Annotated in this window: 23 protein-coding genes; 11 read left to right on the top strand and 12 right to left on the bottom strand. The window is 50.0% G+C overall.

Translation table 11 applies throughout. The features are described 5' to 3' along the window. Positions 1 to 172 precede the first annotated feature (172 nt). Positions 173 to 1621 carry an NAD-dependent succinate-semialdehyde dehydrogenase gene (locus E8E00_RS05875; RefSeq protein ID WP_096628656.1) on the bottom strand — a complete coding sequence of 483 codons (1449 nt, stop codon included), beginning with the start codon at positions 1619 to 1621 and terminating at the stop codon, positions 173 to 175. A 214-nt stretch (positions 1622 to 1835) separates the two neighbouring features. Here E8E00_RS05875 and E8E00_RS05870 point away from each other — a divergent pair, with 214 nt between their 5' ends. Both E8E00_RS05870 and trxC read left to right on the top strand, forming a co-directional pair. Continuing rightward, positions 1836 to 2972: a M14-type cytosolic carboxypeptidase gene (locus E8E00_RS05870; protein ID WP_077479711.1), complete on the top strand. Its 1137-nt coding sequence runs from the start codon at positions 1836 to 1838 to the stop codon at positions 2970 to 2972. 136 nt (positions 2973 to 3108) lie between these two features. Beyond that, on the top strand, positions 3109 to 3540 hold the full coding sequence (trxC, locus tag E8E00_RS05865; RefSeq protein ID WP_069591020.1) for a thioredoxin TrxC: 432 nt from the start codon (positions 3109 to 3111) through the stop codon (positions 3538 to 3540). A gap of 34 nt (positions 3541 to 3574) precedes the next feature. On the opposite strand, the gene E8E00_RS05860 is transcribed toward trxC, so the two are convergent. Next, on the bottom strand, positions 3575 to 4024 hold the full coding sequence (locus E8E00_RS05860) for an Lrp/AsnC family transcriptional regulator (RefSeq protein ID WP_077479712.1): 450 nt from the start codon (positions 4022 to 4024) through the stop codon (positions 3575 to 3577). Positions 4025 to 4171: 147 nt separating this feature from the next. On the opposite strand from E8E00_RS05860, the gene E8E00_RS05855 reads away from it, so the two are divergent. Next, on the top strand, positions 4172 to 5095 hold the full coding sequence (locus tag E8E00_RS05855) for a DMT family transporter (RefSeq protein WP_096628659.1): 924 nt from the start codon (positions 4172 to 4174) through the stop codon (positions 5093 to 5095). Between the two features lie 28 nt (positions 5096 to 5123). Here the strand turns inward: E8E00_RS05855 and htpX are convergent, their stop codons facing one another. Continuing rightward, on the bottom strand, positions 5124 to 6002 hold the full coding sequence (htpX, locus tag E8E00_RS05850; RefSeq protein WP_077479714.1) for a protease HtpX: 879 nt from the start codon (positions 6000 to 6002) through the stop codon (positions 5124 to 5126). A gap of 483 nt (positions 6003 to 6485) precedes the next feature. Between htpX and E8E00_RS17150 the strand changes: the two genes are divergently transcribed. Then, a complete protein-coding gene (locus E8E00_RS17150) occupies positions 6486 to 6659 on the top strand; it encodes a hypothetical protein (RefSeq protein WP_167314491.1) in 174 nt (57 codons plus the stop codon). A 105-nt stretch (positions 6660 to 6764) separates the two neighbouring features. Here the strand turns inward: E8E00_RS17150 and bioD are convergent, their stop codons facing one another. Genes bioD through bioB form a run of 4 tightly spaced genes read right to left on the bottom strand, consistent with a single transcriptional unit; the run spans position 6765 to position 10504 of the window. Beyond that, the gene (gene bioD, locus E8E00_RS05845; RefSeq protein ID WP_096628661.1) at positions 6765 to 7448 is read right to left on the bottom strand and encodes a dethiobiotin synthase; all 684 of its coding nucleotides are present in this window, start codon (positions 7446 to 7448) and stop codon (positions 6765 to 6767) included. Then, positions 7441 to 8235: a malonyl-ACP O-methyltransferase BioC gene (gene bioC / locus E8E00_RS05840; protein ID WP_096628663.1), complete on the bottom strand. Its 795-nt coding sequence runs from the start codon at positions 8233 to 8235 to the stop codon at positions 7441 to 7443. Before bioC ends, bioD begins: the two co-directional genes overlap by 8 nt. Beyond that, positions 8232 to 9446, bottom strand: coding sequence for an 8-amino-7-oxononanoate synthase (locus E8E00_RS05835; RefSeq protein ID WP_096628666.1), 1215 nt, complete (start codon positions 9444 to 9446; stop codon positions 8232 to 8234). The genes bioC and E8E00_RS05835 overlap by 4 nt, the downstream gene beginning before the upstream one ends. A 5-nt stretch (positions 9447 to 9451) precedes the next feature. After that, a complete protein-coding gene (bioB, locus tag E8E00_RS05830) occupies positions 9452 to 10504 on the bottom strand; it encodes a biotin synthase BioB (protein ID WP_069591034.1) in 1053 nt (350 codons plus the stop codon). A gap of 108 nt (positions 10505 to 10612) precedes the next feature. On the opposite strand from bioB, the gene bioA reads away from it, so the two are divergent. The 3 genes from bioA to E8E00_RS05810 all read left to right on the top strand — a co-directional run bounded on the left by bioA (position 10613) and on the right by E8E00_RS05810 (position 15484). Further along, entirely contained in the window at positions 10613 to 11887 is a 1275-nt protein-coding gene (gene bioA / locus E8E00_RS05825; protein WP_205907394.1) for an adenosylmethionine--8-amino-7-oxononanoate transaminase, read from the top strand. A 224-nt stretch (positions 11888 to 12111) separates the two neighbouring features. Next, complete coding sequence (locus E8E00_RS05820) at positions 12112 to 14712, top strand: hypothetical protein (protein WP_346426280.1); 2601 nt, start codon at positions 12112 to 12114, stop codon at positions 14710 to 14712. A gap of 580 nt (positions 14713 to 15292) precedes the next feature. After that, complete coding sequence (locus E8E00_RS05810) at positions 15293 to 15484, top strand: hypothetical protein (protein ID WP_136588369.1); 192 nt, start codon at positions 15293 to 15295, stop codon at positions 15482 to 15484. Between the two features lie 583 nt (positions 15485 to 16067). Here the strand turns inward: E8E00_RS05810 and E8E00_RS05805 are convergent. The 4 genes from E8E00_RS05805 to E8E00_RS05790 all read right to left on the bottom strand — a co-directional run bounded on the left by E8E00_RS05805 (position 16068) and on the right by E8E00_RS05790 (position 19458). Continuing rightward, positions 16068 to 16493 (bottom strand): VOC family protein, encoded by a 426-nt coding sequence (locus E8E00_RS05805; protein WP_240531889.1) that lies wholly within the window; start codon positions 16491 to 16493, stop codon positions 16068 to 16070. A gap of 129 nt (positions 16494 to 16622) precedes the next feature. Next, complete coding sequence (locus E8E00_RS05800) at positions 16623 to 17165, bottom strand: GNAT family N-acetyltransferase (RefSeq protein ID WP_240531890.1); 543 nt, start codon at positions 17163 to 17165, stop codon at positions 16623 to 16625. After that, positions 17162 to 18376, bottom strand: a complete 1215-nt coding sequence (locus tag E8E00_RS05795) for a multidrug effflux MFS transporter (RefSeq protein ID WP_096628679.1) — start codon at positions 18374 to 18376, stop codon at positions 17162 to 17164. The genes E8E00_RS05800 and E8E00_RS05795 overlap by 4 nt, the downstream gene beginning before the upstream one ends. Before the next feature lie 284 nt (positions 18377 to 18660). After that, the gene (locus E8E00_RS05790; protein WP_096628682.1) at positions 18661 to 19458 is read right to left on the bottom strand and encodes a MetQ/NlpA family ABC transporter substrate-binding protein; all 798 of its coding nucleotides are present in this window, start codon (positions 19456 to 19458) and stop codon (positions 18661 to 18663) included. Between the two features lie 159 nt (positions 19459 to 19617). On the opposite strand from E8E00_RS05790, the gene E8E00_RS05785 reads away from it, so the two are divergent. The 4 genes from E8E00_RS05785 to sstT all read left to right on the top strand — a co-directional run bounded on the left by E8E00_RS05785 (position 19618) and on the right by sstT (position 23091). Then, positions 19618 to 20187 carry an LON peptidase substrate-binding domain-containing protein gene (locus tag E8E00_RS05785; protein ID WP_096628685.1) on the top strand — a complete coding sequence of 190 codons (570 nt, stop codon included), beginning with the start codon at positions 19618 to 19620 and terminating at the stop codon, positions 20185 to 20187. A gap of 64 nt (positions 20188 to 20251) precedes the next feature. Further along, the gene (locus tag E8E00_RS05780; protein ID WP_069586846.1) at positions 20252 to 20887 is read left to right on the top strand and encodes a sigma-70 family RNA polymerase sigma factor; all 636 of its coding nucleotides are present in this window, start codon (positions 20252 to 20254) and stop codon (positions 20885 to 20887) included. Beyond that, a complete protein-coding gene (locus E8E00_RS05775) occupies positions 20880 to 21566 on the top strand; it encodes a ChrR family anti-sigma-E factor (RefSeq protein WP_096628689.1) in 687 nt (228 codons plus the stop codon). The genes E8E00_RS05780 and E8E00_RS05775 overlap by 8 nt, the downstream gene beginning before the upstream one ends. A 307-nt stretch (positions 21567 to 21873) precedes the next feature. Further along, entirely contained in the window at positions 21874 to 23091 is a 1218-nt protein-coding gene (gene sstT, locus E8E00_RS05770; RefSeq protein WP_077675411.1) for a serine/threonine transporter SstT, read from the top strand. Positions 23092 to 23204: 113 nt separating this feature from the next. Here the strand turns inward: sstT and E8E00_RS05765 are convergent, their stop codons facing one another. After that, complete coding sequence (locus tag E8E00_RS05765; protein WP_096628692.1) at positions 23205 to 24419, bottom strand: ROK family protein; 1215 nt, start codon at positions 24417 to 24419, stop codon at positions 23205 to 23207. Positions 24420 to 24544: the final 125 nt, after the last annotated feature.

The following is a 24544-nucleotide window of genomic DNA, read 5'->3' as shown; positions in this document are numbered from 1 at the left end:
TTTTCATACACCAAGCTGTCAAAAAACAGTCAACCCGTCTAAATTATGGCCAACGCGGTGATATTTGCACCAAGTTGCTGACCATAAACAGAGTAACGTCATGTTGACATGTCAGCATTTTTGAACACATCGCCCCCCTGTCCGTGATCGCGAGAAGGCTTAACCCCTTAGGCTATAGCGCCAAACACAGATACTTCATTTCGAGGTATTCATCCAAGCCCCATTGTGACCCTTCTCGGCCTAAGCCTGATTGTTTCACCCCACCAAAGGGCGCCACCGCGGTTGAAATAAGGCCAGTGTTAATCCCCACCATGCCGTACTCTAAGGCTTCTGCGACACGATGCACGCGGCTAATGTCTCGCGCATAAAAGTACGACGCCAGACCAAACTCGGTATCGTTCGCCATTGCGATAGCTTCAGCTTCATCATTAAAGGCAAACAAGGGCGCAACCGGACCAAAGGTTTCTTCTTTAGCAATCCGCATCGCCGGTGTCGCGTGTTTGATGACCGCAGGCTGAGTAAAGTTTTCCCCTAACTCTGGGCAATCGCCGCCAAGCAGGATCTCGCCGCCGTGTTGCTTGGCATCGTCCAAATGTGCTTTCACTTTGTCGATCGCACCACGATTAATCAGCGGGCCAATGTCCACCTTATCATCGGTGCCAAGACCGACACGTAATTGACTCACCGCTTGTGTGAATTTTTCTGCGAAGGCGTCATAGATACTCGATTGCACATAGATTCGGTTCACACAAACACACGTTTGTCCCGCATTGCGATATTTAGCCGCAATGGCACCTTCAACCGCTGCATCAATATCCGCATCATCAAAAACAATAAACGGCGCATTGCCCCCCAACTCCAGCGACAGCTTTTTAATGCTTGGCGCGCATTTTTCCATCAGTTGTGCGCCAATTTCCGTCGAGCCAGTGAATGAGAGCTTGCGTACCCGATCATCGCTGCAAAGCGTATCGGCAATCGGCCCAGCTGTGCCGGTGACGATGCTTAGTACCCCGGCAGGCACACCAGCGCGCAGTGCCAGCTCTCCAAGCGCCAACGCCGACAACGGTGTGTCACTGGCCGGCTTCACCACCATAGTACAACCTGCCGCCAGTGCTGCCGCGGCTTTGCGGGTGATCATCGCGGCTGGAAAATTCCAAGGTGTAATCGCTGCCGTTACGCCAATCGGCTGCTTGATCACAGAGATGCGTTTGTCGGCCTGCTCAGCAGGAATGGTCGCGCCATACACCCGCTTCGCTTCTTCAGCAAACCACTGTAAAAATGACGCCGCGTATTGGATCTCTCCCGCGGCTTCTTTCAGCGGCTTGCCTTGCTCGGCGGTCATGATCGCCGCTAAGTCGCCTTTGTGTTCAAGCATCAGCTCGTACCAGCGGTACAATACATCGGCACGGGCTTTGGCCGTTAGCGCTCGCCACTCGGGCAAGGCCGCATCGGCGGCATCAATCGCTTGTCGTGTTTCCTCGGCGCCCATATTAGGTATGTTTGCCAAACACGCGCCATTGGCAGGATTGGTCACCGGGCGTGTTTTTTGGTTGTGGGCATCTTTCCATTGACCGTTAATCAGTGCTTGTGTCTTAAGCAGCGTCATGTCCTGCAGTTGCATAATGGCTCCTTTTTTGTTCAAAGGCGTCGCGCGTTCACCCAAATCATACTGGCACCTTGCCAGCTCACGAATAGCACGGCAAGATATTCGCTGAGATCAACGACTATAAGCCAGCAAATGCACAATGTCTGCCCAAGTAGACAGCAAATAACCACAACGGCTTATAGATACCGGCGCAAACACAGCTGGCCCTTCAACAGAAAAAGGATGCTCTATGCGTATTTTTAGCCAGTTCGATAGCGGGAATATCCGCGTTCTGAATGACGACGACATCAACAATATCCAGCTTGCCATTCACCAAGACAATCAATCTGAGTTTTATCAGTGGTTCCACTTTCGCCTTGAAGCTGAGGTCAATCAGGCCCATACGCTCCATATTCAGCAGCTTGCAGGCTCGGCCTACCCTGAAGGCTGGAAAGACTACCAAGCGGTTGCCTCATACGACCGTGATACCTGGTTCCGTGTCCCTACTGAATTCGACGGTGATACTTTGACCATTAAGGTGACGCCGCAACACGGCTCGATGTACTTTGCGTATTTCGCACCGTATAGCTATGAACGCCACTTGGATTTGATTCATCAAGCGCAAACCTACCCACAGTGCCAATTAGAAACGCTGGGCCAAACCCTAGATGGTCGCGATATTAGCCTCTTGAAAATTCGCGCTGATTTAGGTGAATCCGCCCAACCGAAAACACCCATTTGGCTGATTGCCCGCCAGCACCCCGGCGAGACCATGGCGGAATGGTTTATGGAAGGTTTACTCGACCGATTGCTTGACGACACGGACACCACCGCCCGTGCACTGTTGGAAAAAGCGGACTTTTACATCGTGCCCAACATGAATCCCGACGGCAGCGTACGCGGCCATTTGCGCACCAATGCCGTCGGTGCCAACTTAAACCGCGAATGGGAAACGCCAAGCCTTGAGCGTAGCCCTGAGGTGTATCATGTTCGTGCCCGTATGGAACAAACTGGGGTGAAAATGTGCCTCGATATTCACGGTGATGAGGCAATTCCGTATAACTTTGTTGCCGGTTGCGAGGGGATCCCATCTTACGATGAACGTATGGCTGACCTCGAAAACCGTTTCAAACGTGCGCTGCTTACCGTAACGCCGGAGTTTCAAGACGAGCATGGCTATGAAAAAGATGCGCCCGGTAAAGCCAATTTAACCGTGGGATCAAACTGGATTGGCGAGCGCTTTAAGTGTTTGTCGTACACGGTTGAAATGCCGTTTAAAGATCACAACGACCAACCGGATCCAGATTTTGGCTGGTCACCGGCGCGCAGCCAAGCCTTTGGTCGCGATATGCTCAGTGCCATCCTCGCGGTGGTCGATACACTGTAACGCACCCAATGTGCGCGAGACGCAAAAGCCGATGCCGCGTCATCGGCTTTTTCTATGTCTGTCATAGATTATTTCTGTTTTCGCTAGTCGGTAAAGGCTCGTAAACTAGCCACAAATCATTCGACGAGGAACAATAATGACAACCCTAACCTCACGTTGCCCTCACTGCCAAGCAATGAACCGTATTCCGAGCGAACGCGTGAACGACGCGCCCAAGTGTGGCAAATGTCAATCAGCGCTATTAGAAGGAAAGCCCATTGAAGGCACGAGCGATAACTTTGCTGCCTTACTTAACAGCGACAAGCCCGTGGTGGTAGATTTTTGGGCCCCTTGGTGTGGACCATGCCAAAGTTTTGCGCCTGCTTTTGAGGCCGTCGCCGAGCAGGAAGAGGGGCGTGCGCTGTTTGTGAAAATTGACACTGAAGCGCAGCAAGCGCTGGCAGCACAATATCGCATTCGCAGCATTCCGACGCTAATGGTGTTTAAAAACGGCGAGCGCGTTGACATGATGAACGGCGCCCTGCCTCAAAATGCCTTTAGTGACTGGCTAAGCCAGCACCTTAGCTAATCGCTAACCATCCTTTCATGATGATCTCGCGGCGCTACACTTTTAGCGCCGCGCCTTGTTTGACCGCGCGGATCGCCACATTGGTATTGATGTCTTTGACCATCGCCAAGGTCTGTAACTGGCGCATAAAGGCTTCATAGTGCGGTAAATCGCGTGTCACCACTTCCAGTAAATAATCATAAGTGCCAGAAATGACGTGGCCGTTGATCACTTCATCCATTTCTACCAGCGCGTTTTCAAAGGTGACAATCGCCTCTTCTCGGTGATTGCTCAAACTCACGTTAACGAAAAAGGTCATGTTTAGTCCAATCCGCTGGCGATTTAACGTGACCTGATAGGACGCTATCACTCCATCGGCTTCCAGCTTTTTGATTCGTCTTGCACACGGTGAAAACGACAGCCCAACCGCATCAGCGATTTCCGCGGTGGTACGCCGCGCATCGTCTTGCAACAGCGCCAAAATGGCTTTGTCTTTACTGTCCAAATCGCTTCCTTGGTGATTTTCAACAACAAAAATATAATTAAAGATGATAAACGCTAACATGGTGGCAAATCACCCTTTAATTTGCCACCAATCCCTCCTTTGACGCTGCCACACTAACTCTATTGTTGAACAAGGAAGTGATCCACCATGCCTGCCACCTCTCAACGTGTATTAGGCCTTGCCGCCATGCTTGTCACCGTGACCATTTGGGCGAGCCTGTTTATCTCATTGCGTCAGGCCAGCCAATCGGTGTTAACCAGTGGCGATATTGCCCTGCTTCGCTTTTTGCCTGCCGCCCTCCTATTTGGTTGGCTGAGCCGTCATCGGCTCCGTCATATTGTCTCTGTGCCCAAACGTTATCTGTTTGCGATTGCCTTTGGCGCAGGCTTACCGTTTTATCTGCTCGCTGCCACAGGTATGCAGTTTGCCCCTGTCGCTGATGGCGCCTCGTTAATTCCTGGGATCTTGCCGCTGTTTGTCTCTGCGATTGCTTGGGGCGTTTACGGCGAATCGCTCTCAGTGGGACGGCGATTAGGCATTGGGCTTATTGTGATCGGCATAGGTGCGTTTTTATGGCATTCGCTGTTCTTCTCACCGTGGAGCGTCACGCAAGGCCATTTGATTTTGCTTGCAGCCAGCATCAGCTGGGCGTGGTTTACCATTGGCGTACGTGTGACAGGATTGAATGCCGCAGAAGCCGGCGCGGTATTAGCGATTTCGGCCGTCTTGTTGCTACCGGTGGGCGCGATGAGCGGACTTGTCTCCTTTAACCTGCTCCAAGCCCCTCTTGGCGAGCTTGGCTACCATGTACTGGCGCAAGGTTTAGGCGTGGGGATCATTGCCAATTACAGCTATGCATTTGCGATTCGCCGCTTAGGGGCAGAAATGAGTGCCGCAATAGGTGCATTCACGCCTGTAGTGGCTGCGCTAATCGCCATTCCTGCGTTCTCAGAAACCGTCAGTCTGCTCACCGTCGTGGCGATGGCGTTGATCGTATTCGGTGCGGTGCTCGCCAGTGAGGGGATAAAGTGGCGACGCACACAAACAAAAAGCGGCCCGCAGGCCGCTTAATCTGTGACTCGACGTAAACGCTATCCGGTTAGAGATAGTCGCCACGACGCAAGGCATCGATACGTTTTTCTAGCGGTGGGTGAGTCATAAACAACTCACTCAGCGTTTTCTTACCGTTGATGCCAAATGCCATCATTGAACCTTCCAGTTTCGGCTCGTGGCTGACTTTTAAACGCTCCAGTGCTGCAATCATTTTCTGTTTGCCCACCAGCTGCGCTGAGCCTGCATCGGCGCGGAATTCGCGATGACGGCTAAACCACATGGTGAGAATGCTAGCCAGAATACCAAACACGATTTCTAGCACTGACGACACCAGGAAGTACATCATCCAGTTACCGCCGCCTTCGCCTTCTTCGTCGTTGTTCATACCACTGACCGCGCCAGCAATGACACGAGAGATAAAGATCACGAAGGTGTTCACTACCCCTTGCATCAAGGTCATGGTGACCATGTCGCCGTTGGCAATGTGGCTGACTTCGTGCGCCAGTACCGCTTCCGCTTCATCACGGGTCATGTTTTGTAGTAACCCCGTTGATACCGCGACCACGGAGTCGTCACGTTTTGCGCCGGTGGCAAACGCGTTGATATCGGGCGAGTTATAGATCGCCACCGTTGGCATGCCAATGCCAGCACGCTGAGCCTGTTGACTGACCGTGTTCATCAACCAGTGCTCGGTTTCATTACGTGGATGCTCAATCACTTGCGCCCCTACAGAGCGAAGTGCCATGGATTTTGACATCAGCAACGAGATAATTGAGCCGCCAAAACCGAATACAGCCGCCAGTACCAGCAACCCAGACAAGCTGCCCGGCTGCATGCCTGTGACCGCGTAGATGATGTTCAGCACAATGCTGAATACGATCAGTACCGCGAGGTTGGTAGCAAGAAATAATCCTATGCGTTTCATCGTGTGTCTCCGTCGCTTAAACCCAGTGTTTAGCGCTTACTTGTTGTAATGGTAAAAATAGTATGGGCATTCAAGATAAAAACAATCCTTTGATGCAATTTGTTACGAATAAAATGATTGAATCCGCCCATCGATACAGACAGCCGCACCACTCCGCTGACCAGTTAGTGTGGCACGTTATTCCCATCTGATATAGATAAAATGTGAGCTAGGCCGATTGATAAAATTTCACAACCAATTCATTAATTTAAAAAAAAACCTAACACATAGAGCCAGCATTTTAGACAAATCCAAGCTACTATAGACTTTAGTCGAGTTGTAATTGCGTTAAGAGGGCGCTAATTTGGCTGCAGCTGTTTAAAACTAGATAACATTTTCTCACTCATTGTTCACATCGCGATGAAGCGTCAATGAGATGAGACAAAGTGTGAAGCCCTGATCAAGAGCCGCGTTAAAACAACGCGTTATCAATGGAGTGAAACCATGGCAGAAAAAGAAAACTACCGTGTCGCTATCGACATCTTATGCTGTCATCTCGGCATGAGCTTCGACGAAGCCTGCTCAGAACTTGGGTTAGCATCGGATGACGCCAGTGCAGCGCGACAAATTGCAGAAGTCCAGCAAGGTCTAATGGGATTACTGGACGATCAAAAGTAAGCTGTCGTTGTCAGTCATTCCTGTTACAAGTCCGATTCTACATTAGCAAAAAGCCAGTTTTCACTGGCTTTTTTTGCGTCCGGCATGACTCAATGCGCCCACCGTTTAAGGCGCTAAAAGCGCACGGATATCCAGCGTTGAAGCCCGTTGTGCTGGCGAGGCATCGGCAGCAAACGGCAAGTGCCCCAGACAAGGCGCATCTAAATGCGCGTTAAGATAGCGCACCATTTCGTCACTGTACTGCGCCTTAGGATCCACGGCGTTTGCCACCCATCCAGCTAACGTAAGCCCGCGTGCACGTATGGCCTCGGCGGTGAGTAAAGCATGGTTTAAACAGCCAAGCTTTATTCCCACCACCATGATCACTGGCAGTTGATGGGCAACCACCCAATCGGCAAGCGTTTCAGTCTCACTCAGTGGCACTTGCCAGCCTCCAGCCCCTTCTACCAATACTGGGCTGGCCTGCTGTTTTAAATGCGCGAGCCCATCGCTCAACACCTGGGTATCGATGGGCGTGTTGGCTAACACGGCGGCCCAGTGGGGCGAGCACGGCGTTTCTAACAACACTGGGTTGATTGCGGCATACGGCAATGCAATCGCACTGGCGCGCTGCAAAGTGACAGCGTCACTATTGAGTTGGTAGTCAGGCGCTAAATCGGCACCAGCGGCAACAGGCTTGTAGCCCACCGCTTGATAGCCCTTTGCGATAAAGGCGTGCAACAGCGCCGCCGTGGTATAGGTTTTCCCCACTTCGGTGTCGGTGCCGGTAATAAAGTAACTGTCATGCATGATGGTGAATCACTATGTAGCCAATTTGATAGGTCGCCGGTAAGGTGCCGGCGGCAAGTGCAAAACGCTGATACGCCTTTTCTACCGCGCTAAACTGCGCTCTTGTCGCCAGACCTTGCTGCCCCGCCCCTTGCGGGCGATAGGTGGCTCCAATGCCTTTTAAGCTTTTCATCACCGTATGGGCATTGGCAAAAGTCAGCTGTTCGCTTTCTTGCAACACGGTCGCGTTCATCAGCCCGGCGCGTTGGGTCGCCTGTTGTAACTCTGAGAAGGAGATAAAGCGGTTCACTCGTGACGTACCGCATGCTTGTTGCCATGCGCTGTCGAGTTCACACAAGGATCCGTTGAGCAGTGTTGAAACAAGAATTTGCCCACCGGGTTTGACGACCCGACGCAGCTCCGCCAACGGCACGTGCAAATCGTCACACCATTGCAGCGCTAACGAGCTAAATGCCAGATCGACACTGTTATAAGCCAGCGGCAAATGCTCCGCATCTGCTTGTACGCCTAGCATGGCATCGCCGCAGCGCGCTTTTGCCGTTGCAAGCATAGGAGCGCTGAGATCCAGTCCAATCACTGTTTTAGCGTGAGTCATCCACTGCTGGGTGAAATAGCCGGTGCCACAGCCGACATCTAAGACGGTACTGAGATGGATAGCCTTTTGCTCTGACTCAGCCAATGCCATTAACCGCTGGCCGACACGGCGCTGCAGCGTCGCACTGTCATCATAATGGGGCGCGGCTCGGCCAAACGCTCGAGCAATCGCTTGTTTATCGGCGACGGTCATGCTGTCACCCCACACGCTTTGTCGCTCGCTAATACCGGCTTCAGCGCCTCAATCAGTGCGGTGATATCTGTTTTTTGATGCTGCGCGGACAGGCTGATCCGCAGACGTGCGGTGTTGGCAGGCACAGTCGGTGGCCGAATCGCTCCTACTCGTATATGGGCTTTCATCAAAGCGTGATTCACCTGCTGTAACGCGGCCAAATCGCCGATAATCAGCGGTTTGATCGAGCTAGGCGTCGCCAGCAATTGCGGGAAGGACTGCGTATTTAAAGCATGGGGTTCGCAAGCAGACGTCGTCTCTAACCAGTCATGGAGGCCTTGCGCTAGCTGTTCAGCATGGGCGCTGAGTGTTTCCCGCCGCCAGTGCTCTGTTCGTGCCAACCTAATCGCATCCTCAATGAGTGCCGCTTGCGCCGGTGGCATGGCCGTCGAGTACACATAATGGCGAGCGAACTGGCGTAAATAGTCAATGATGGTGGGAGAAGCCAACACTGCCGCCCCAGCAACGCCCAGGGCTTTTCCAAACGTCACGATTAAAATATCCGGCCGTGCGCCACGACTGATACTGCCCTCGCCTTCTTGCCCTAACACGCCAATTCCATGCGCATCATCCAGTGCCCAGAGCGCGCTCGATTGGTTGGCAATCGCGGCAAGGCTTTCGGTTGGCGATACATCGCCATCCATGCTAAATACCCCTTCTGAGACAATCAGCGATGCGGAAGGCTGGGTTTGCTTTGCGAGCAGTTGGCGAAGGTGTGCCATGTCGTTATGACGAAAACGCCGCTGTGTGGCAGGGCTCAATACGCCGGCCTCAATCAAGGAGGCGTGGTTGAGTTTGTCTTGAAACAAGGCATCGTCTTTACCCAACAGCGTAAACAACAACGCCTGATTGGCAGCAAAACCACTGTTAAACAGTATCGCTTGCGGGTAACCCAGCCAGTCACACAGCTGATCACAAAGGGATTGATGCGCTGCGGTAAAACCAGATACTACCGGCGACGCCGTTGCACCCACGCCCCAGCGTTCAAGGTGCTGCTGCGCCTTTTTGACCAGCCGCGGGTCTTGCGCGAGGCCTAAATAATCATTACCCGCAAAGTTGCGCCATGACTCGGCGACGGCATTGTCTCCACTTTGCCGCCATAGGCCTTGTTGCTGACGTGCGGCCAGCTCATCCTGATAACGGCGGGTCAGCGCTGATGTTGTGTCAGTCATGGTGCTTAGACACTGGCGTCGTAGAACAAATCGCCCTCTTGCGGGCGCGATGCCACTCGCTCGGCCACTTGCTCAAGTAAGTCGTGCTCAGTGACTTGATCGGGCTTTTGGCTGACCGCTTCGCGATTAATACCCAGCTTTTTAAATAGCTGCATGTCCGCGTCTTCGTCAGGGTTTGGTGTGGTCAACAGCTTACAGCCGTAGAAGATCGAGTTGGCGCCCGCCATAAAGCACAAGGTTTGCATTTGCTCGTTCATGTCTTCGCGTCCGGCAGACAACCGCACTGCCGATTTGGGCATCATGATCCGCGCCACCGCGATAATGCGGACAAAATCGAACGGGTCGACGTCATCGACGTTCTCAAGCGGTGTGCCTTTTACTTTGACCAGCATGTTAATCGGCACGCTTTCTGGATGAGCCGGCATATTGGCCAGCTCGACCAGCAAACCAGCGCGATCGCGGGCACTTTCACCCAACCCAATAATGCCACCGGAACACACCTTCATTCCCGCGTCTCGCACGTTAGATAAGGTATCAAGGCGTTCTTGATACGTCCGCGTGGTGATGATGTTGCCGTAAAACTCGGGCGAGGTATCGAGATTGTGGTTGTAGTAATCCAAACCCGCCTCCGACAAGGTCTTGGCTTGCTCCGCATCCAACATGCCCAATGTCATGCAGGTTTCCAACCCTAATCCTTTGACGCCTTGGATCATATCGAGCAAATATGGCATATCGCGTTGCTTGGGGTTTTTCCACGCCGCCCCCATGCAAAAGCGCGTCGCGCCTGAGGCTTTGGCTTTTTCTGCCGCTTCGAGCACGCGTTCCACTTCCATTAAGCGCTCTTTCTCAACATCGGTGCGATACCGCGCACTTTGCGGGCAATATTTGCAATCTTCTGGACACGCGCCGGTTTTGATCGATAACAGCGTGCTGACTTGCACTTGGTTGGCAGGATGATATTCACGATGCACTTGCTGCGCTTCAAACAGCAAATCCATAAAGGGTTTATCGAACAATGCTTGCACTTCCTGTGCGGTCCAGTTGTGTCTTATTTCCACGCGGTTTTCCCCGTTGTTGTCGTTTTAATGCTTGGCTAGTCTACCCACAGACGTTAACCTGTCAACACAACAAGATCACACTGGTTTACATCTGATTTATTTATGAGCATAAACACCCATTTTGACCGTGAACATATCTGGCATCCCTACACCTCAACGCTCGACCCTTTGCCTTGCTTACCTGTCTCACACGCAAGCGGCGCCGAGCTATACCTTGAAGATGGCACTGTTCTGATTGATGGCATGTCGTCATGGTGGGCAGCCATTCACGGCTATAACCACCCTGCTTTAAACGCTGCGGCGCATCAGCAAATTGATAAAATGTCGCATGTGATGTTTGGCGGTCTCACCCACCAGCCCGCGGTCTCGCTTTGTGAGCGCTTGGTCGCGCATTCACCCGCGCCACTCACGCAAGTCTTTTTGGCCGATTCAGGCTCTGTGTCAGTAGAAGTGGCGCTTAAAATGGCGATGCAATATTGGCAGGGACGCGGCGAGTCACGCGCACAATTTTTGACCTTGCGTCATGGCTATCATGGCGACACGTTCGCCGCCATGTCGGTGACGGATCCGGATAATTCGATGCATAAACTCTACAAAGGGTTTCTGCCCCAGCATCATTTTGTACCGTCGCCACAAAGCCGCTTTGACGGTGAGTGGAACCCTAATGACATACAGCCCATGCGCGACGCACTCGCCGCGCATCACGGCCAACTTGCTGCGGTGATCTTAGAACCGATTGTGCAAGGCGCAGGCGGTATGCGCTTTTATCATCCCGAATACCTGCGTCAAGTGCGCGCTTTGTGCGATGAATTTGATGTACTGCTGATTGTGGATGAAATTGCCACCGGATTTGGCCGCACCGGTAAACTATTTGCGTGTGACCACGCGGAGATCAGCCCAGATATACTCTGCGTCGGTAAAGCATTGACCGGCGGCTACATGACCTTGGCCGCCACGCTCACCACCCGCCATGTGGCCGATACCGTCTGTAGCGGTGATGCAGGCTGTTTTATGCACGGCCCGACCTTTATGGGCAATCCTCTCGCCTGTGCCGTGGCCTGCGCCAGTATTGATACCTTGCTAGAAAGTGACTGGCCGCAGACCGTCGCGCACATCGAGCGGCAGCTGAAAACTGGCTTAGCGCCTGCTCGCGCATTGGAATGTGTGGCAGACGTGCGTGTGCTTGGCGCAATTGGCGTGATAGAGCTGACCGATCCGGTGAATCTCGCCGATATTCAGCCTTTAATGACCGCCCAAGGCATTTGGGTTCGCCCCTTCGGAAAACTGGTTTATGTGATGCCACCCTATTGCATCCGCGACGACCAACTCCACCAACTCACCCAAGGGATGATCACCGCAATTAAGCAGTTTTTTGGTGAGTAGAGAGTCCATGACGCAAACACCGCCCCGTTGTATATGGGGCGGCATCTAATCCCATGTATACTGGCACGAATATCTTCGTTTGATTCAAGAAAACGTCAACCAAAGTTCTTGCACACACTTCACAAATTAGCCATAGCTAACGTAACCATGACAATAACCCTATCCATATTTCTGGCCTGTTGCGTAGAATGCTGCGTCATGATCATTGACTGGCGGACAGAAAGGTGGCTTACAAATTAGTGCGATTGACCGAACTTATGGCGTATGAGTTTAGTCAAGTAGAGGGCGATATCAGCTCGCTGAGCGAACGCGATGTCAGCAGTATCATCCCTGACGGCGTGAGCTTTTCTCAGTTTAAGGAAAAGCTTGATAGCGGTGAGTATGTATTACTGACCGATGCGCCGAAGCAATCAGCGATGGTGCATGATAGCGTTAACAAGATATGGTCCGTTGCTCCGAGCACTAACACAACGCTTTCGCCACAAGCCCAATCGGCTCTTTCTGCTAGAGCGAATCAATCTGGGAATGTTGCAACGGGAGCGAGTGGTTCGGGTAGCGCGAATGACAGCTCGCAAGCTGCGACAACAAATATCGAAGATACCTATGTCCCTGAGCCAGTAAAGCCTGACCGTTCAGACGTGCCGCCAGCCTTGAAATATGAGTACTGCGTTGAGATTGCAGCTTCTGACGACACGTTTCGTAAGGCGGTAGGCTGTACTTTCCAATTAGCGAAAACAGAGCAAGAAGGCACAATTGGCCAGTGGCAAACTAAGCCTACTGAGCACGGTACTAAGTACACCGCTTACGCCGCATTTGATGAGCCTAAAAAGCTAGTGGCTAAAATCTCTGCCGACACCATGGGTGTGAGTGTTCCTGACCACGTAGTGATGAAGCCTGAAGGCTCCGCTGTGGTCCGAGAAGCCTTTATTCCGGTGACACCCTCTATTCAGTTAGGTGAACGACTCGGTTTACCCACCGAGGGATATTATTACCACTTCAACCAAAAGCGCCTTGTTCAAGAATATAAGCTGTTAGGCAATGGCAAGTGGCAGTTTTATGCCACGCGTTCTACCCATGAAAAACTCAATCATGACCAAGGCCTTAACAAGCACCAGAGTGCTATTTTGGTTTACTGGAAGTTAGGTGGTAAAAACGTCGAAGATCAACACCTCGTCTATCTCAAAGAAGCAATTACTCGTGAAGAACTCGATAATTTAGATGATGAATGGCTAGCAGAAAACGGCGTAAAGCTATCTATCAGCGATTTACTCGCCGCTCCTAAGCAAGCCGTTGCGAATCGAGACGACTCACATGCAAATTCGGATAGCGATAAACCTCGGGACTCAGAGCAGCCATTAACTCATACCGTTAAGTTTGATCCGACTACCCACCAACGTGAATCATGGCCTACTATTGCCGAACAATATGGCCTGTCCGCCAAGCAGCTGTTGGAATTAAATCCACAGTATCACGCTGAACCGATGTCATTGGCGGTAGGTGATTTGCTAACTGTGAAGGGTTCGCAACCACAAGACATTGAAAAGAAATCTATTTATGAGCTACCACCTGAGAGCCCTAAGCCATTTAATCATCCTCTGAACACTTACTATGACTATACAGAGCGCTGTTTAGTTGATACTTCAACAGTCGCTATTAATCATAAAAGATTAGTCCCAAAAGAGGTGACCGTTGTCAATATCAAAAAGGTATCTGATGTTGCAACTGAATTTGAGCTTGGCTTCACTCAAGTAGAAAAAACTCAGCCCCTCGACGACTATTGGCAAAACCTTTTTTCCTCAGACACAAGTGACGACACCCAGAAGCTTTTGACGAAATACAATACACATTTGAACAATCCTGTCCGTCAAGGGGAAATTGTAGTCGTACTAACCAAAGAGCCATCCACTGAAGCACAGAGAAGTAAGCTGTCGACTCTTATTGAAGAAGCAACAGCAGCAAGTACAGAGCTAGCAAAATTAACTGAAGAGCAAGTTTCCACCGTTAATCGTCACTTTGAATTGCTAGATTTTTATGCTGACGAAGCCATGAAAAAAGTAGGCAAAGATGGCTTACCAAGTGATTTATATGCTTATGCTTCCATGGGAGTTGGTGCTGTAGCTGTAGGAATTGAGCAACACTTAAAAAATATCAATAACATACTTTTGGAAATTAACCACCTCTACGTCTCTCAGGTGGCGATGGCGAGCCGTGTTGGTGGTATTAACTATGGTTCTTTTGTCGCTGAGCGAGCCTCACTATTTCAAAAGCTAGATGGAAGCTTTGCTGCATTATCTCGACGTAGCGTTAAAATCCCTGTCTATACACAAATTAAGCGCAATCTCAAACTATCCACGCGCTCTGTCGTTCATCATGCCGATGAAATTATCGCAAAAGGCTTCGTACCTAATTTAGGTAAACGTATGGCAAATGTCGCAATCGGTATTAGAGCTTCCCGTGGCGTCGGCTATGTGGGGCTGTTGCTTGGCGGCGCAAGTGGCGTGAAGAATATTTATGACGCCTGCTCCGTCGATGGATCAGGGGAATGTGGCAAAGTCACTACTCGTGAAGTAGCCGGATTTGTTGGTGGAATTTACGGTGGAGGCTTCATGGGTAATGCTGCAGTCGGTGCGACACTATTAGCTTTAGGGGTTGTTGGTGTAACTTCTGCTCCGATCTTAGCGATTGCTTCAATAGGGGCTTTTGTTGCAGGTGGTGCTGTAGGTGGTATCGCTGGTTCTACTATAGGAAAGAATGTCGGCGATGTTATTTATATTGCTTATCAGTGGGGACAAGAGCAGCTCGAAGCCACTCAGGAAAGTTTTTGATGATTACTCTTAAATTAGTTTTAGCCTTATTGTCAATAGTCATATTTTGGTACTTTGTCATTTGGTGTGTAGTAGGTGCTATATCGGGAGCCGTATTGAGCTTAGGAGATTCTCAACGCATTGTTTTTATTGACAAACAGTTAGCAAAAGATGTCGATAAACTTCACTCTGATTATCAGAATATGATGTCTTATAATATCTTGACAAGATTCATGGTGTATTGCTTAAAGTACCCTTTTATACGTTATAGAGTGAAAGTTCACTCTTGGAAGTTTAATGCATTTATGTGGTTGAATTGCATTGGGTTTTGGTTGTTTTTTTTAATATTATGTATAGCGATTATAGCGAAATTATTGTAATCCTAGTTTAATTAGAAAAAGAGCCATGTAATCTAGACTTTTCTAAAGCAATTTCCGGTATTGAAATGACCGCGTTGTATAAACAGACGATGTCATTCAGCCGCTCATTAGGTATCGCTAACGGTCTCGTAATTGGATCTGGGCTATATGGAAACGCTGCTGATGTGGTAAATACATTTAACAGTCGTGGTTGATTTGATGAAACTTGCAATCGTAACTTGGTGAATAATGTTGTTTCCGGTGCTGTAAATCTTGGTACTGGTATTAGGATAGGTATAGCTTTAGCTGCCATTCCTGTAACAGGAGGCTTATCGATAGCTTTAGTTGCAGGAGGAACTCTCTTTTGGGGATTATATGGCGGTGAAATATCTGATAAAGTGGGCATGTTCGCGGAGGAAGTGATTTTTGATTGATACAGTACCTGAAGTAAGTTTATATATTTTTTTGCTTACTTTTTTTCCATGGATAACGCTACTAATATACCTATCTATTAAGTTTAGAAAGAATAAATATGCATTGATACATAGCATTTCAGATAGCGCTCCGGCTCGATTCCGTGAACGTTCGAAAATGATGATGGAAAGTAATCTATCTTGGCTTGCTGCGAGTTGTTTTGCGTTCGAAATCTTTGGATATGTGATGCTAAGGTATGCTTGGAAAATTTCTCAGTCAGATATATATCTTTGGAGAAAAAGCATTCAGTCTATATTGGGAAAAGATTTTCCTCTTTATTTGATAAAGACACGTTTAATGGATATCTGCTTGGCAAGCCTATTAATAATATTGATAAGCATGCTGTTTCGTTAAAAATAATACAATAGGGCTAGTGATGCTGTTAAATTCGCTCTTAGCTATGATTTAGCTTTAGCCCCTGATAGTTTGAGTAAAACCGTCTATCTGTTGACGCTTTGATTATCCCAGATAGAAACACACCGCCCCGTTGTATATGGAGCGGTGTGTTTCTATCTGGGAAAGCGAGCAGTGCGGCTTTGTGCCTTACTCGTAGAGATATCTTTCTTCGGTTTTGTCGGATGAGTAAGCGACCAACTCCCACTCAAAGCCGGCTTTGTCATAGAAATACATCCGCTTGCGGTGGGTTTCGTGCGCCATAGAACCATTGGGCTGATACCCTTTTTCAAGCAAGCGTTCGCGGATGGTATCGATGTCATCAATGATCAAGCCAATATGGTTCACGCCTTGAGATTTATAGGTACTACGTGGCTGTATGCTGGGCTCTGAACTTGGGTTGGGCTCTTGCAGTGCAAAGTAGCAGTGCTCATTGCCCACATGCACCCAACGATATCCTTTTGGCGATTGGGCATCTTGGCGAATTTTAAAATCGGGGACAGCCACCGCCAAAAACGCCAACGCCGCATCCATGTCTACCACAGTCATATTTACGTGTTCGATTGTTGTCATCATTCATTCCCTTTATCCGTGCTATCAAAACTGAGCTTGGAAAGCTAAACATCGAGAGTAAGGATAAAACCTCAAGATAACTTGAGGTCAACGAACAAAAACAAAATCAGTGGTCTGCGGGAAACACGTAAATCACACTGCGGTGTAGGTGTAGATCCAGTCGTCGTAACAAACACCGCCAATAGCAAAAGCATCAGGGTCAATACGGCTGAGTTGAAACCCGACCTTTTCTAGCACACGCGCAGAGGCAAGGTTACCCGCGGTCACTGTCGCATTGATGATTCGCGCACCACCATGATGGATGGCAAAATCGGTGACAGCCTGCAAAGACTCAGTCCCATAACCACGCCCGTGATAAGGCGGCAACAGTAAATAGCCGACTTCCGCGACACCCTGCTCAAGCAAAAAGCCGGTGACGCCGATTGGCATTTGTGTCGCCGTCTCTACGATGACCAAACACAGCCAGTGCTTAGCGTCAGGAGACCAGGGTGTGAGCCGTTGCTCAAATCGGGCTTCAATGTCACCCAGTGGCATAGGATCAAAACATTGCGCAATCACGGCATTGTCCGTGTGTAGGCGGTGGAACAACGGCCAGTCCGCTTTGATCATTGGCCGCATGCTCAGGCGTGGTGTTGTCAGCGGAAACATGCCCTTTTCGAATTGTGACTTTGTCATGATGCCTCACTCGGGGTACTGGCGACGTTAACTTTCGGGGCCGCAAACCCGCGAAAGATATTATGAACAGAAAGCAGCGCAAACACGCCCACCACCACACCAAGGTGCCAGGCTTCGCTAACGCCCAAACTCAATAACGCCATACTCATCAACGCGGAAATAATCATCTGTCCACCACCGGAGAGCGCAGCGACGGTGCCGGCTTGGTTAGAGTAAGGTTGCATCACCTGAGACTGGGCGCACGGCAGCGCAATCCCGTTACCAAACACCATAAAGAACTGCCCTATCATCAGCAGTAAAGGATCCATCGGAGTCAGCCATAACCAAACCGCAGAGATGAGCTGCATCACGGGTGCCATCAACAGCATACGCTTGGTACCCAAACGCGGCCTAATGCGCGAAACCAGCGCACTACCCAGCAATAAGCCACATGTTGGTATAAGCGCCCACAACGCATATTGATCCGAGGTCATCCCGATGCGCTCTTGCATTAAAAATGGCATCAGCGACACCGTGGTAATCACCAAGGTAAAATTCACCCAGCTAATACTGGCGAAATAGAGAAAATACGGTGTTTTTAGCAATGCGCCATAACGGCCGAGGATCACCTTCACATTGGGCAACGGTGAACGGGCGAGCATGCTTTCTTTGAACAGGAAAAACAGCACGCACCACACCAAGCTGGTGTACACCATTAGCAAAATAAAGATCGCCAGCCAGCCTAAGTTATGGTTAACAAAGCCACCAATCACAGGAGCCACAATAGGCGTAAATGATGCGACCATGATTAGGTATGACATGGCTTGCGGAAGCTGATCCCCCGAATAAGAGTCACGAGTAAAGGCTCGTGAGAGCACGGCACAACAGCCGGTGCCTATTCCTTGGATGCAACGGCCAATGACTAGGCCAGTGAAACTGGCGCTAAAGCTCACCATCACGGTTAAACCAATCAAGGAGAGCAATACCCCAGCCAATAACACGCGGCGACGGCCAAGTGCATCCGAGATCGGCCCGTAGATAAACTGTGATGGCCCAAAGCCGAGTAGATAGGCAGAGATCAGCAGCTGGACATCATCCATACTGAGGCTAAAGTCTCGGGCTATCCACGGCAAAGACGGGAAGACCAATCCCATACTGAACTGCCCAATGCTGACTGTTAAGCATGCCAGCAATACGGGCGACCAATTAAATGGACGAGTAGCCGATTGCATCCAATTTCCTGTGCATTTGCGTCGAGAAAAGAAAGGCAAGTGTCAAGCCAGTACGCGGCATAAATCACACTTTGATTGGCATAGTAACGCAATAAGCAACTGAGTGGTAACAAAAATTTAAAATTCGCTCGCGTTGGGTTGGATGGAGGAAAGCGCGGCTAACGACGAAGATCGCACGTCAGCAAGACTGGCAACATGGCACAAATAAAAGGCATGCGATGGATCCAAAAAGCCCGATACGGTTTCGCGAATCGGGCATCTTAACTATTGAGCGCGACGCGCATTTAAAAAGCGGGTTCAATCGTGCCTTTAAATGTCTTTTCAAGAAAGTCACGGGTTTGTTGGGACTGAAACAGCGCCACCAAACGTTGTAGGTCGGGGTTGTCTTTATCTTCTTCGCGGGCGGCCACAACCATCACCGCCAAGGCAGCATCTTTCGACTCCAAGAAAATACCTTGCTCACTCGGGCTTAATCCCGATGACATCACATAGTTCATGGTGATCGCCGCCGCATCGACATCCTGTAAGCTGCGTGGCAGTTGTGCCGCCTCAACCTCAACAAATTCGAGTTGTTTAGGATTGGCGATGATATCTTGCAAAGTAGCTTTAAAGCCGACACTGTCGGCTAAGGTAATTAACCCCGCCTCTTGCAGCAATAACAATGCGCGCCCCGCGTTGGTAGGATCGTTGGGGATCGCAATTTGTGCGCCATTCGGCAGCGCATCAACATGCTCAACGCGATCAGAGTAGATCCCCATCCGCATCAAAATGGAACGTCCCATCGATACCAACTGGCTACCGTTGTTTTGGTTGTAGTTATCCAAAAACGGCTGATGTTGGTAACTGTTTAGATCTAAGCTGCCATCCGCCAAGCCAGCATTGGGGGAAATATAGTCGGAAAATTCGACCACCTCGACCACAATCCCCTCAGCTTTTGCTTGCTTGGCAACCGCTTCAACCACTTGTGCATGCGGCCCCACTGTAGCGCCAATTTTGATCACCTTATCTTGTGATTCTGAACAGCCAACCAGCGTGAGCGTGAGTCCGAGTATGAGAATAAAAGAAGCACGTAGAGATTTCATCAATCGGTAATCCTTTCCGAAAAGCCATTTAGATGTCTATACTGCCAAATAAGAAAAAGATGTCAATCATTGTTTATGCGATTCTCTGGACGCTTGATCGCTTGTCGCTAAGGGCGCGTATTAGTCAGCATGTTCAATCGATTATCAGGAGGCGCGGATATGACCAAGCTGTTTCCTTTGCCCCTCTTTTTGTTACCGGGTGGCAGAGCAAAACTACGTATTTTTGAACCCCGCTATTTACGGTTGGTACGCGAATGTACCGCCAACGGAGAAGGGTTTGTCCTTGCGATGATGCAAGGTCAGCGGCTTTATAAATACGGTACTTTGGTCGATATCGTTGATTTCGAGACGCTTCCCGATGGATTGCTGGGCATAACCATTGCGGGCCGACAACGGGTGGAAATTATGTCAACCGAACAAGCGCCCGACAAATTGTGGTTGGGTGAAATACGTACCCTGCATGATTGGCCACACGATGATTATGTCGATAATACGGACGATAAGGTGCAAGCGCGCATTGCCACCAGCCTCAAGCACATATTTGCTGCCCATCCTGATCACGCCGAGCAGTATGAACAGCCTCATTTCGAGGATGTCACCTGGGCGTGTCAGCGTTGGTTAGAGATTCTGCCCCTCACGAGTGCGCAAAAACAATGGTTTATCGCACAAGACTCTGCCGATGAGGCCAAGCAATTCATTCACCAACTGCTTGAAGAACACGTCGAGTGATCCAAATGATTTGTGGTGCGTATTGGGGTGTCAGATGGACGGCACTGACAGATAGGACTCAACTATGACTGCGCCTCAAACCATGTATACTGAAGCTTCAACCTCGAGACGGAATACACGTACCACAATGACTGACGTGACGAAGGAAGAGTTGTCGGAGCTATTATTACGCGTTGCGGAACAGCGAGACCGTGTCGCCTTTGAGCGTTTGTTTCGCTTTTTTGGCCCGAAGATCCGATCTTATGGAACCAAACATCTGCGCGCGGACGGACAGGCGATGGAGCTGGTCCAAGAGACCATGTTGGTGGTGTGGCGAAAAGCCCATCTTTACAACGCGGAGAAGGGGGCGGCAACGACCTGGGTGTTTACCATCATGCGTAACATCAGCTTCGATATGCTTCGTAAGGTGCAATCGAACCGCGAAGATAATTTTAGCGACGAGATTTGGCCGATACTGGAATCCGGTCAACAAGACAATGAAACCGACTCAGGTGCTCAGCACATGATGGATCAGGAATTATTATCCTTCATTGATGAATTACCTGAGGTACAACAACAGGTGGTGCGTGGTGTGTACTTAAAGCAACTCACTCACCAAGAGCTATCGGACCAACTTAATGTTCCATTAGGGACCGTGAAGTCGCGTTTGCGACTCGGGCTCGAGAAGCTGCGCAATCATCTGGAGGTCAACAATGATTAAATATCATCCTTCTTCCGAACTGCTGGATGCCTTTGCAGCCGGCCAATTACCGACATCCATGGCGATTGCTCTCTCTGCACACGTTGAATTATGTCAACAATGCCGTGAGCATGTGAGTGCGAAAGAAGAAGCGCTAGCATTAGCCGCGTTTGAAGAGGCTGAGACCGAGCACGAGTTCGCAGCAGGCACTCTGCCTTGGGACGATGATCTAGAAGCGGACATGATGAGTGCGATTTTCGACGCCCCTGAACAAGACGAGGCATCACGCATTCAAGTCGCTCGGTCAGACGAGATTCGCGTTGGAGACAAAACCTACACACTACCACGCGCACTGCAGCGTTTTAGTGATTCGAATTGGTTATCATTCGGCAAGGTGCAACGCGCAAGGCTGAACCTTGAAGAAGGTGCCACACGTGCGAGTTTCTTACATATCGACGAAGGCGGCTCGGTTCCAGCCCATACACACAAAGGCTATGAGCTGACGCTATTGCTCGATGGCACCTTTGAAGATGAAAGCGGACAATACTCGCCGGGTGACTTTATTTTGTTGGATAGTCGACATCATCACACCCCCTCCACCAAAGACGGGTGTCTGTGTTACACGGTCGCGAATGCGCCACTGCACTTCACCAAGGGCGTAAGTAAGCTACTTAATACCGTGGGTCATGCGATTTACTAAAAATCCTTGTGCTAGTTGTTATCCTATCTTTGGCGGCGAAAGCCGCCTTTTTTTATGCTGTTCAAGACAATAAATGCGTACAAATGCTCGGCGCATTAAAACGATTTCCTCACATCTAGCGCCGTGATAACAGAATAATTACACTAAAGAAACTTTCATTTAATGCCAACTGACTGACAGAATCCCACCTAACTAGTGCAAACTATCAATTTTCACTTTACATAGGGTGAATCAAACTGGTTTAATTCCCCACTTCTAACGATTCATTAACAGCCATTGATAAAAAACACAGTGAAGTGAGACACACATGAGTCAAACACAACTCGCCAGTATCAGCCGAGGTCACTCGTTGGTACTTCAAATCGTTATAGGTATTCTTGCTGGGGGCGTACTCGCCTATCTGTCGCCTGAGTTGGCGAGCACAGCAGGTTTGCTTGGTAAGCTTTTTGTTAGCGCACTGAAAGCAGTTGCACCCATTTTGGTCTTCGTTTTGGTTGCTGCCTCTATTGCTAACCAAAAGAAAGGTCAGCGCGCCAACATGCGCCCTATTATTTTCCTCTACCTGCTCGGCACGCTGGCGGCATCCTTGACCGCGGTTACCATGAGCTTTTTGTTTCCGACGACCTTACAGTTTGCCGCAACCGATGCAGCTGTCGCGCCACCGGAAGGCATTACCCAAGTATTAAACACCTTGCTGTTTAATATTGTCGATAACCCAGTCAACGCTCTGATGTCCGGTAACTATATCGGTATTCTCGCGTGGGCGATTGGTTTGGGCATTGCCTTACACCATGCATCAAGCGAGACCAAACGCGTCTTCTCTGACGTGTCTGAAGGCGTGTCTATGATTGTGCGCTTCGTGATCCGTTTTGCGCCCATCGGTATTTTTGGCCTTGTCGCCAACACCTTGGCACAAAGTGGTTTTGATGCGCTGCTTGGCTACATTCATTTGCTTGGCGTGCTCCTTGGCAGTATGGCAACAATCGCGTTGATCATTAACCCACTGATCGTGTTTTATAAAACGCGCCAAAATCCGTATCCACTGGTTTTCCGCTGCCTGCGTGAAAGTGGCCTTACCGCCTTCTTTACCCGTAGCTCAGCCGCGAACATCCCTGTGAATATGCAGCTGTGCCGTAAACTCAAGCTTGATGAAGATACTTACTCTGTCTCGATTCCACTCGGGGCAACGATCAACATGGGTGGCGCGGCAATCACCATCACAGTTCTTACACTCGCCGCTGTACATACCTTGGGAATTGAAGTGGATATTGCCACTGCAATTCTGCTTAGCATTGTTGCCGCAGTGTCTGCGTGCGGTGCCTCAGGCGTTGCAGGCGGCTCGCTCTTGCTGATCCCACTGGCGTGTAACTTGTTTGGTATCCCGCACGAAATTGCTATGGAAGTGGTCGGTGTTGGCTTTACCATTGGTGTGTTGCAAGATTCGGCAGAAACGGGGCTTAATAGCTCAACAGACGTAGTCTTTACCGCCGCAGCCTGTATGGGTGAAGAGCGTAAAAACGGATAAGCCGATAAAGGGCGTTTTATCGGCACAAGGCGGATAGCGCTCCCATTCAGGCTTGATACAAAAAGCAGGTGCTTGGCACCTGCTTTTTTTCGTTTATGCTCTCGTCACTAGCCCTAACCTTCCAGTACCTTCATGAGTAGTTTGCCGTCGTACATGGCTTGTTTCACCATCGCAGCGCCCGGCATAGTCGCTTGCGTGTAGAAATAACTTTCTTCCAGCAGTAAGTTTTGGCTGTATAAGGGGATGGTTTGCGTCTTTAAGCATTCCATGATTGCTGGATAGAGCACAGATTTCGCCCGGTTAAACTCGCCGCCGAATAATATTTTTTCCGGATTAAATAAATTCACCACGATGGCGATCGCTGTCCCTAGGTGATGGCCAAGCTCTGTAATCACGCGTTGCGCCAACGCATCACCGGCAACGGCGGCATCACAAATCGCGTCGATAGTGAGGGTTTTACCGCGCAATTGACTAGGGTGCCCCTCTGCGAGCAAGGTTTCTACTTGCTCAATGACCGCGGCTAAACTTGCTACGGTTTCCAAGCAGCCATAGTTGCCACAAAAGCATCGCTTACCAAATGGCTTCACTTGAATATGACCCAGCTCACCCACATTCCCCACGCGCCCTTGGAGCACTTTCCCTTCTAGGATGATCCCAGCCCCAACGCCATTGTGAACGGCAATCAGCACCGCGCTATCTGATTCTTTTGCGTTACCAAATAACTTTTCAGCCAGCGCCCAAGAGCGGGTATCATTACCCACAAAAACCGGTAATCCTGTTTCTCGATGCAGGACGGGCCCCAATGGCATATGGCTAACCTCAAAGTGCGGCATTTGAATGACCGTTCCCTGTGCACTATTCACTAAGCCTGGCAAAGACACCGCGATGCTTGTCACGCGGTCCACCACTTCATGATGACGCGAAAAGAAGGCTTTAACGTACTCGACAATGGTCGCTAGCAAGGCCTCTTGAGGCATCACCGCCAACTCATGGCGTTCTTGTACCAGAATGTCACTGCTTAACGAGTGCAAAGCCATCGTGAGGTAGCCGCGCCCTAAACGCATCGATAAGAATTGCCACCCGTCATTGTCCAACATCAACCCAACGGCGGGTCGACCACGCATACTGGTTTCTTGAATTTGTGTTTCTTTGACAAGGTGCGCGTCCATTAGCTCACGGACAATTTTAGTAATGCTGGCAGGTGCCAGCTGGCTGCGTTTGGAGAGCTCGATGCGCGAGATAGGCCCAAAGCGGTCGATCAAGTTGTACACTGTGCCGGCATTTTTGCGCTTGATATGATCAATATGCCCCGGCTGCCCAATAATCATGCCCTGTCCTATTACTGCTGGGATCTGGCGATCCTATTCATGATGATGCGTATAATTGAATTTTTTTACTTTGCGAACTAATTGTGAAGCACAATGAGGTCGCCGCGTGATATCTATCACTTTCA

The sequence above is a fragment of the Salinivibrio sp. YCSC6 genome (genome assembly GCF_004916735.1).
Taxonomy (GTDB): Bacteria; Pseudomonadota; Gammaproteobacteria; order Enterobacterales; family Vibrionaceae; genus Salinivibrio; species Salinivibrio proteolyticus.
The sequence above is the reverse complement of the archived record's forward strand: the minus strand, read 5'-3'. Positions and strand labels throughout refer to the sequence as shown.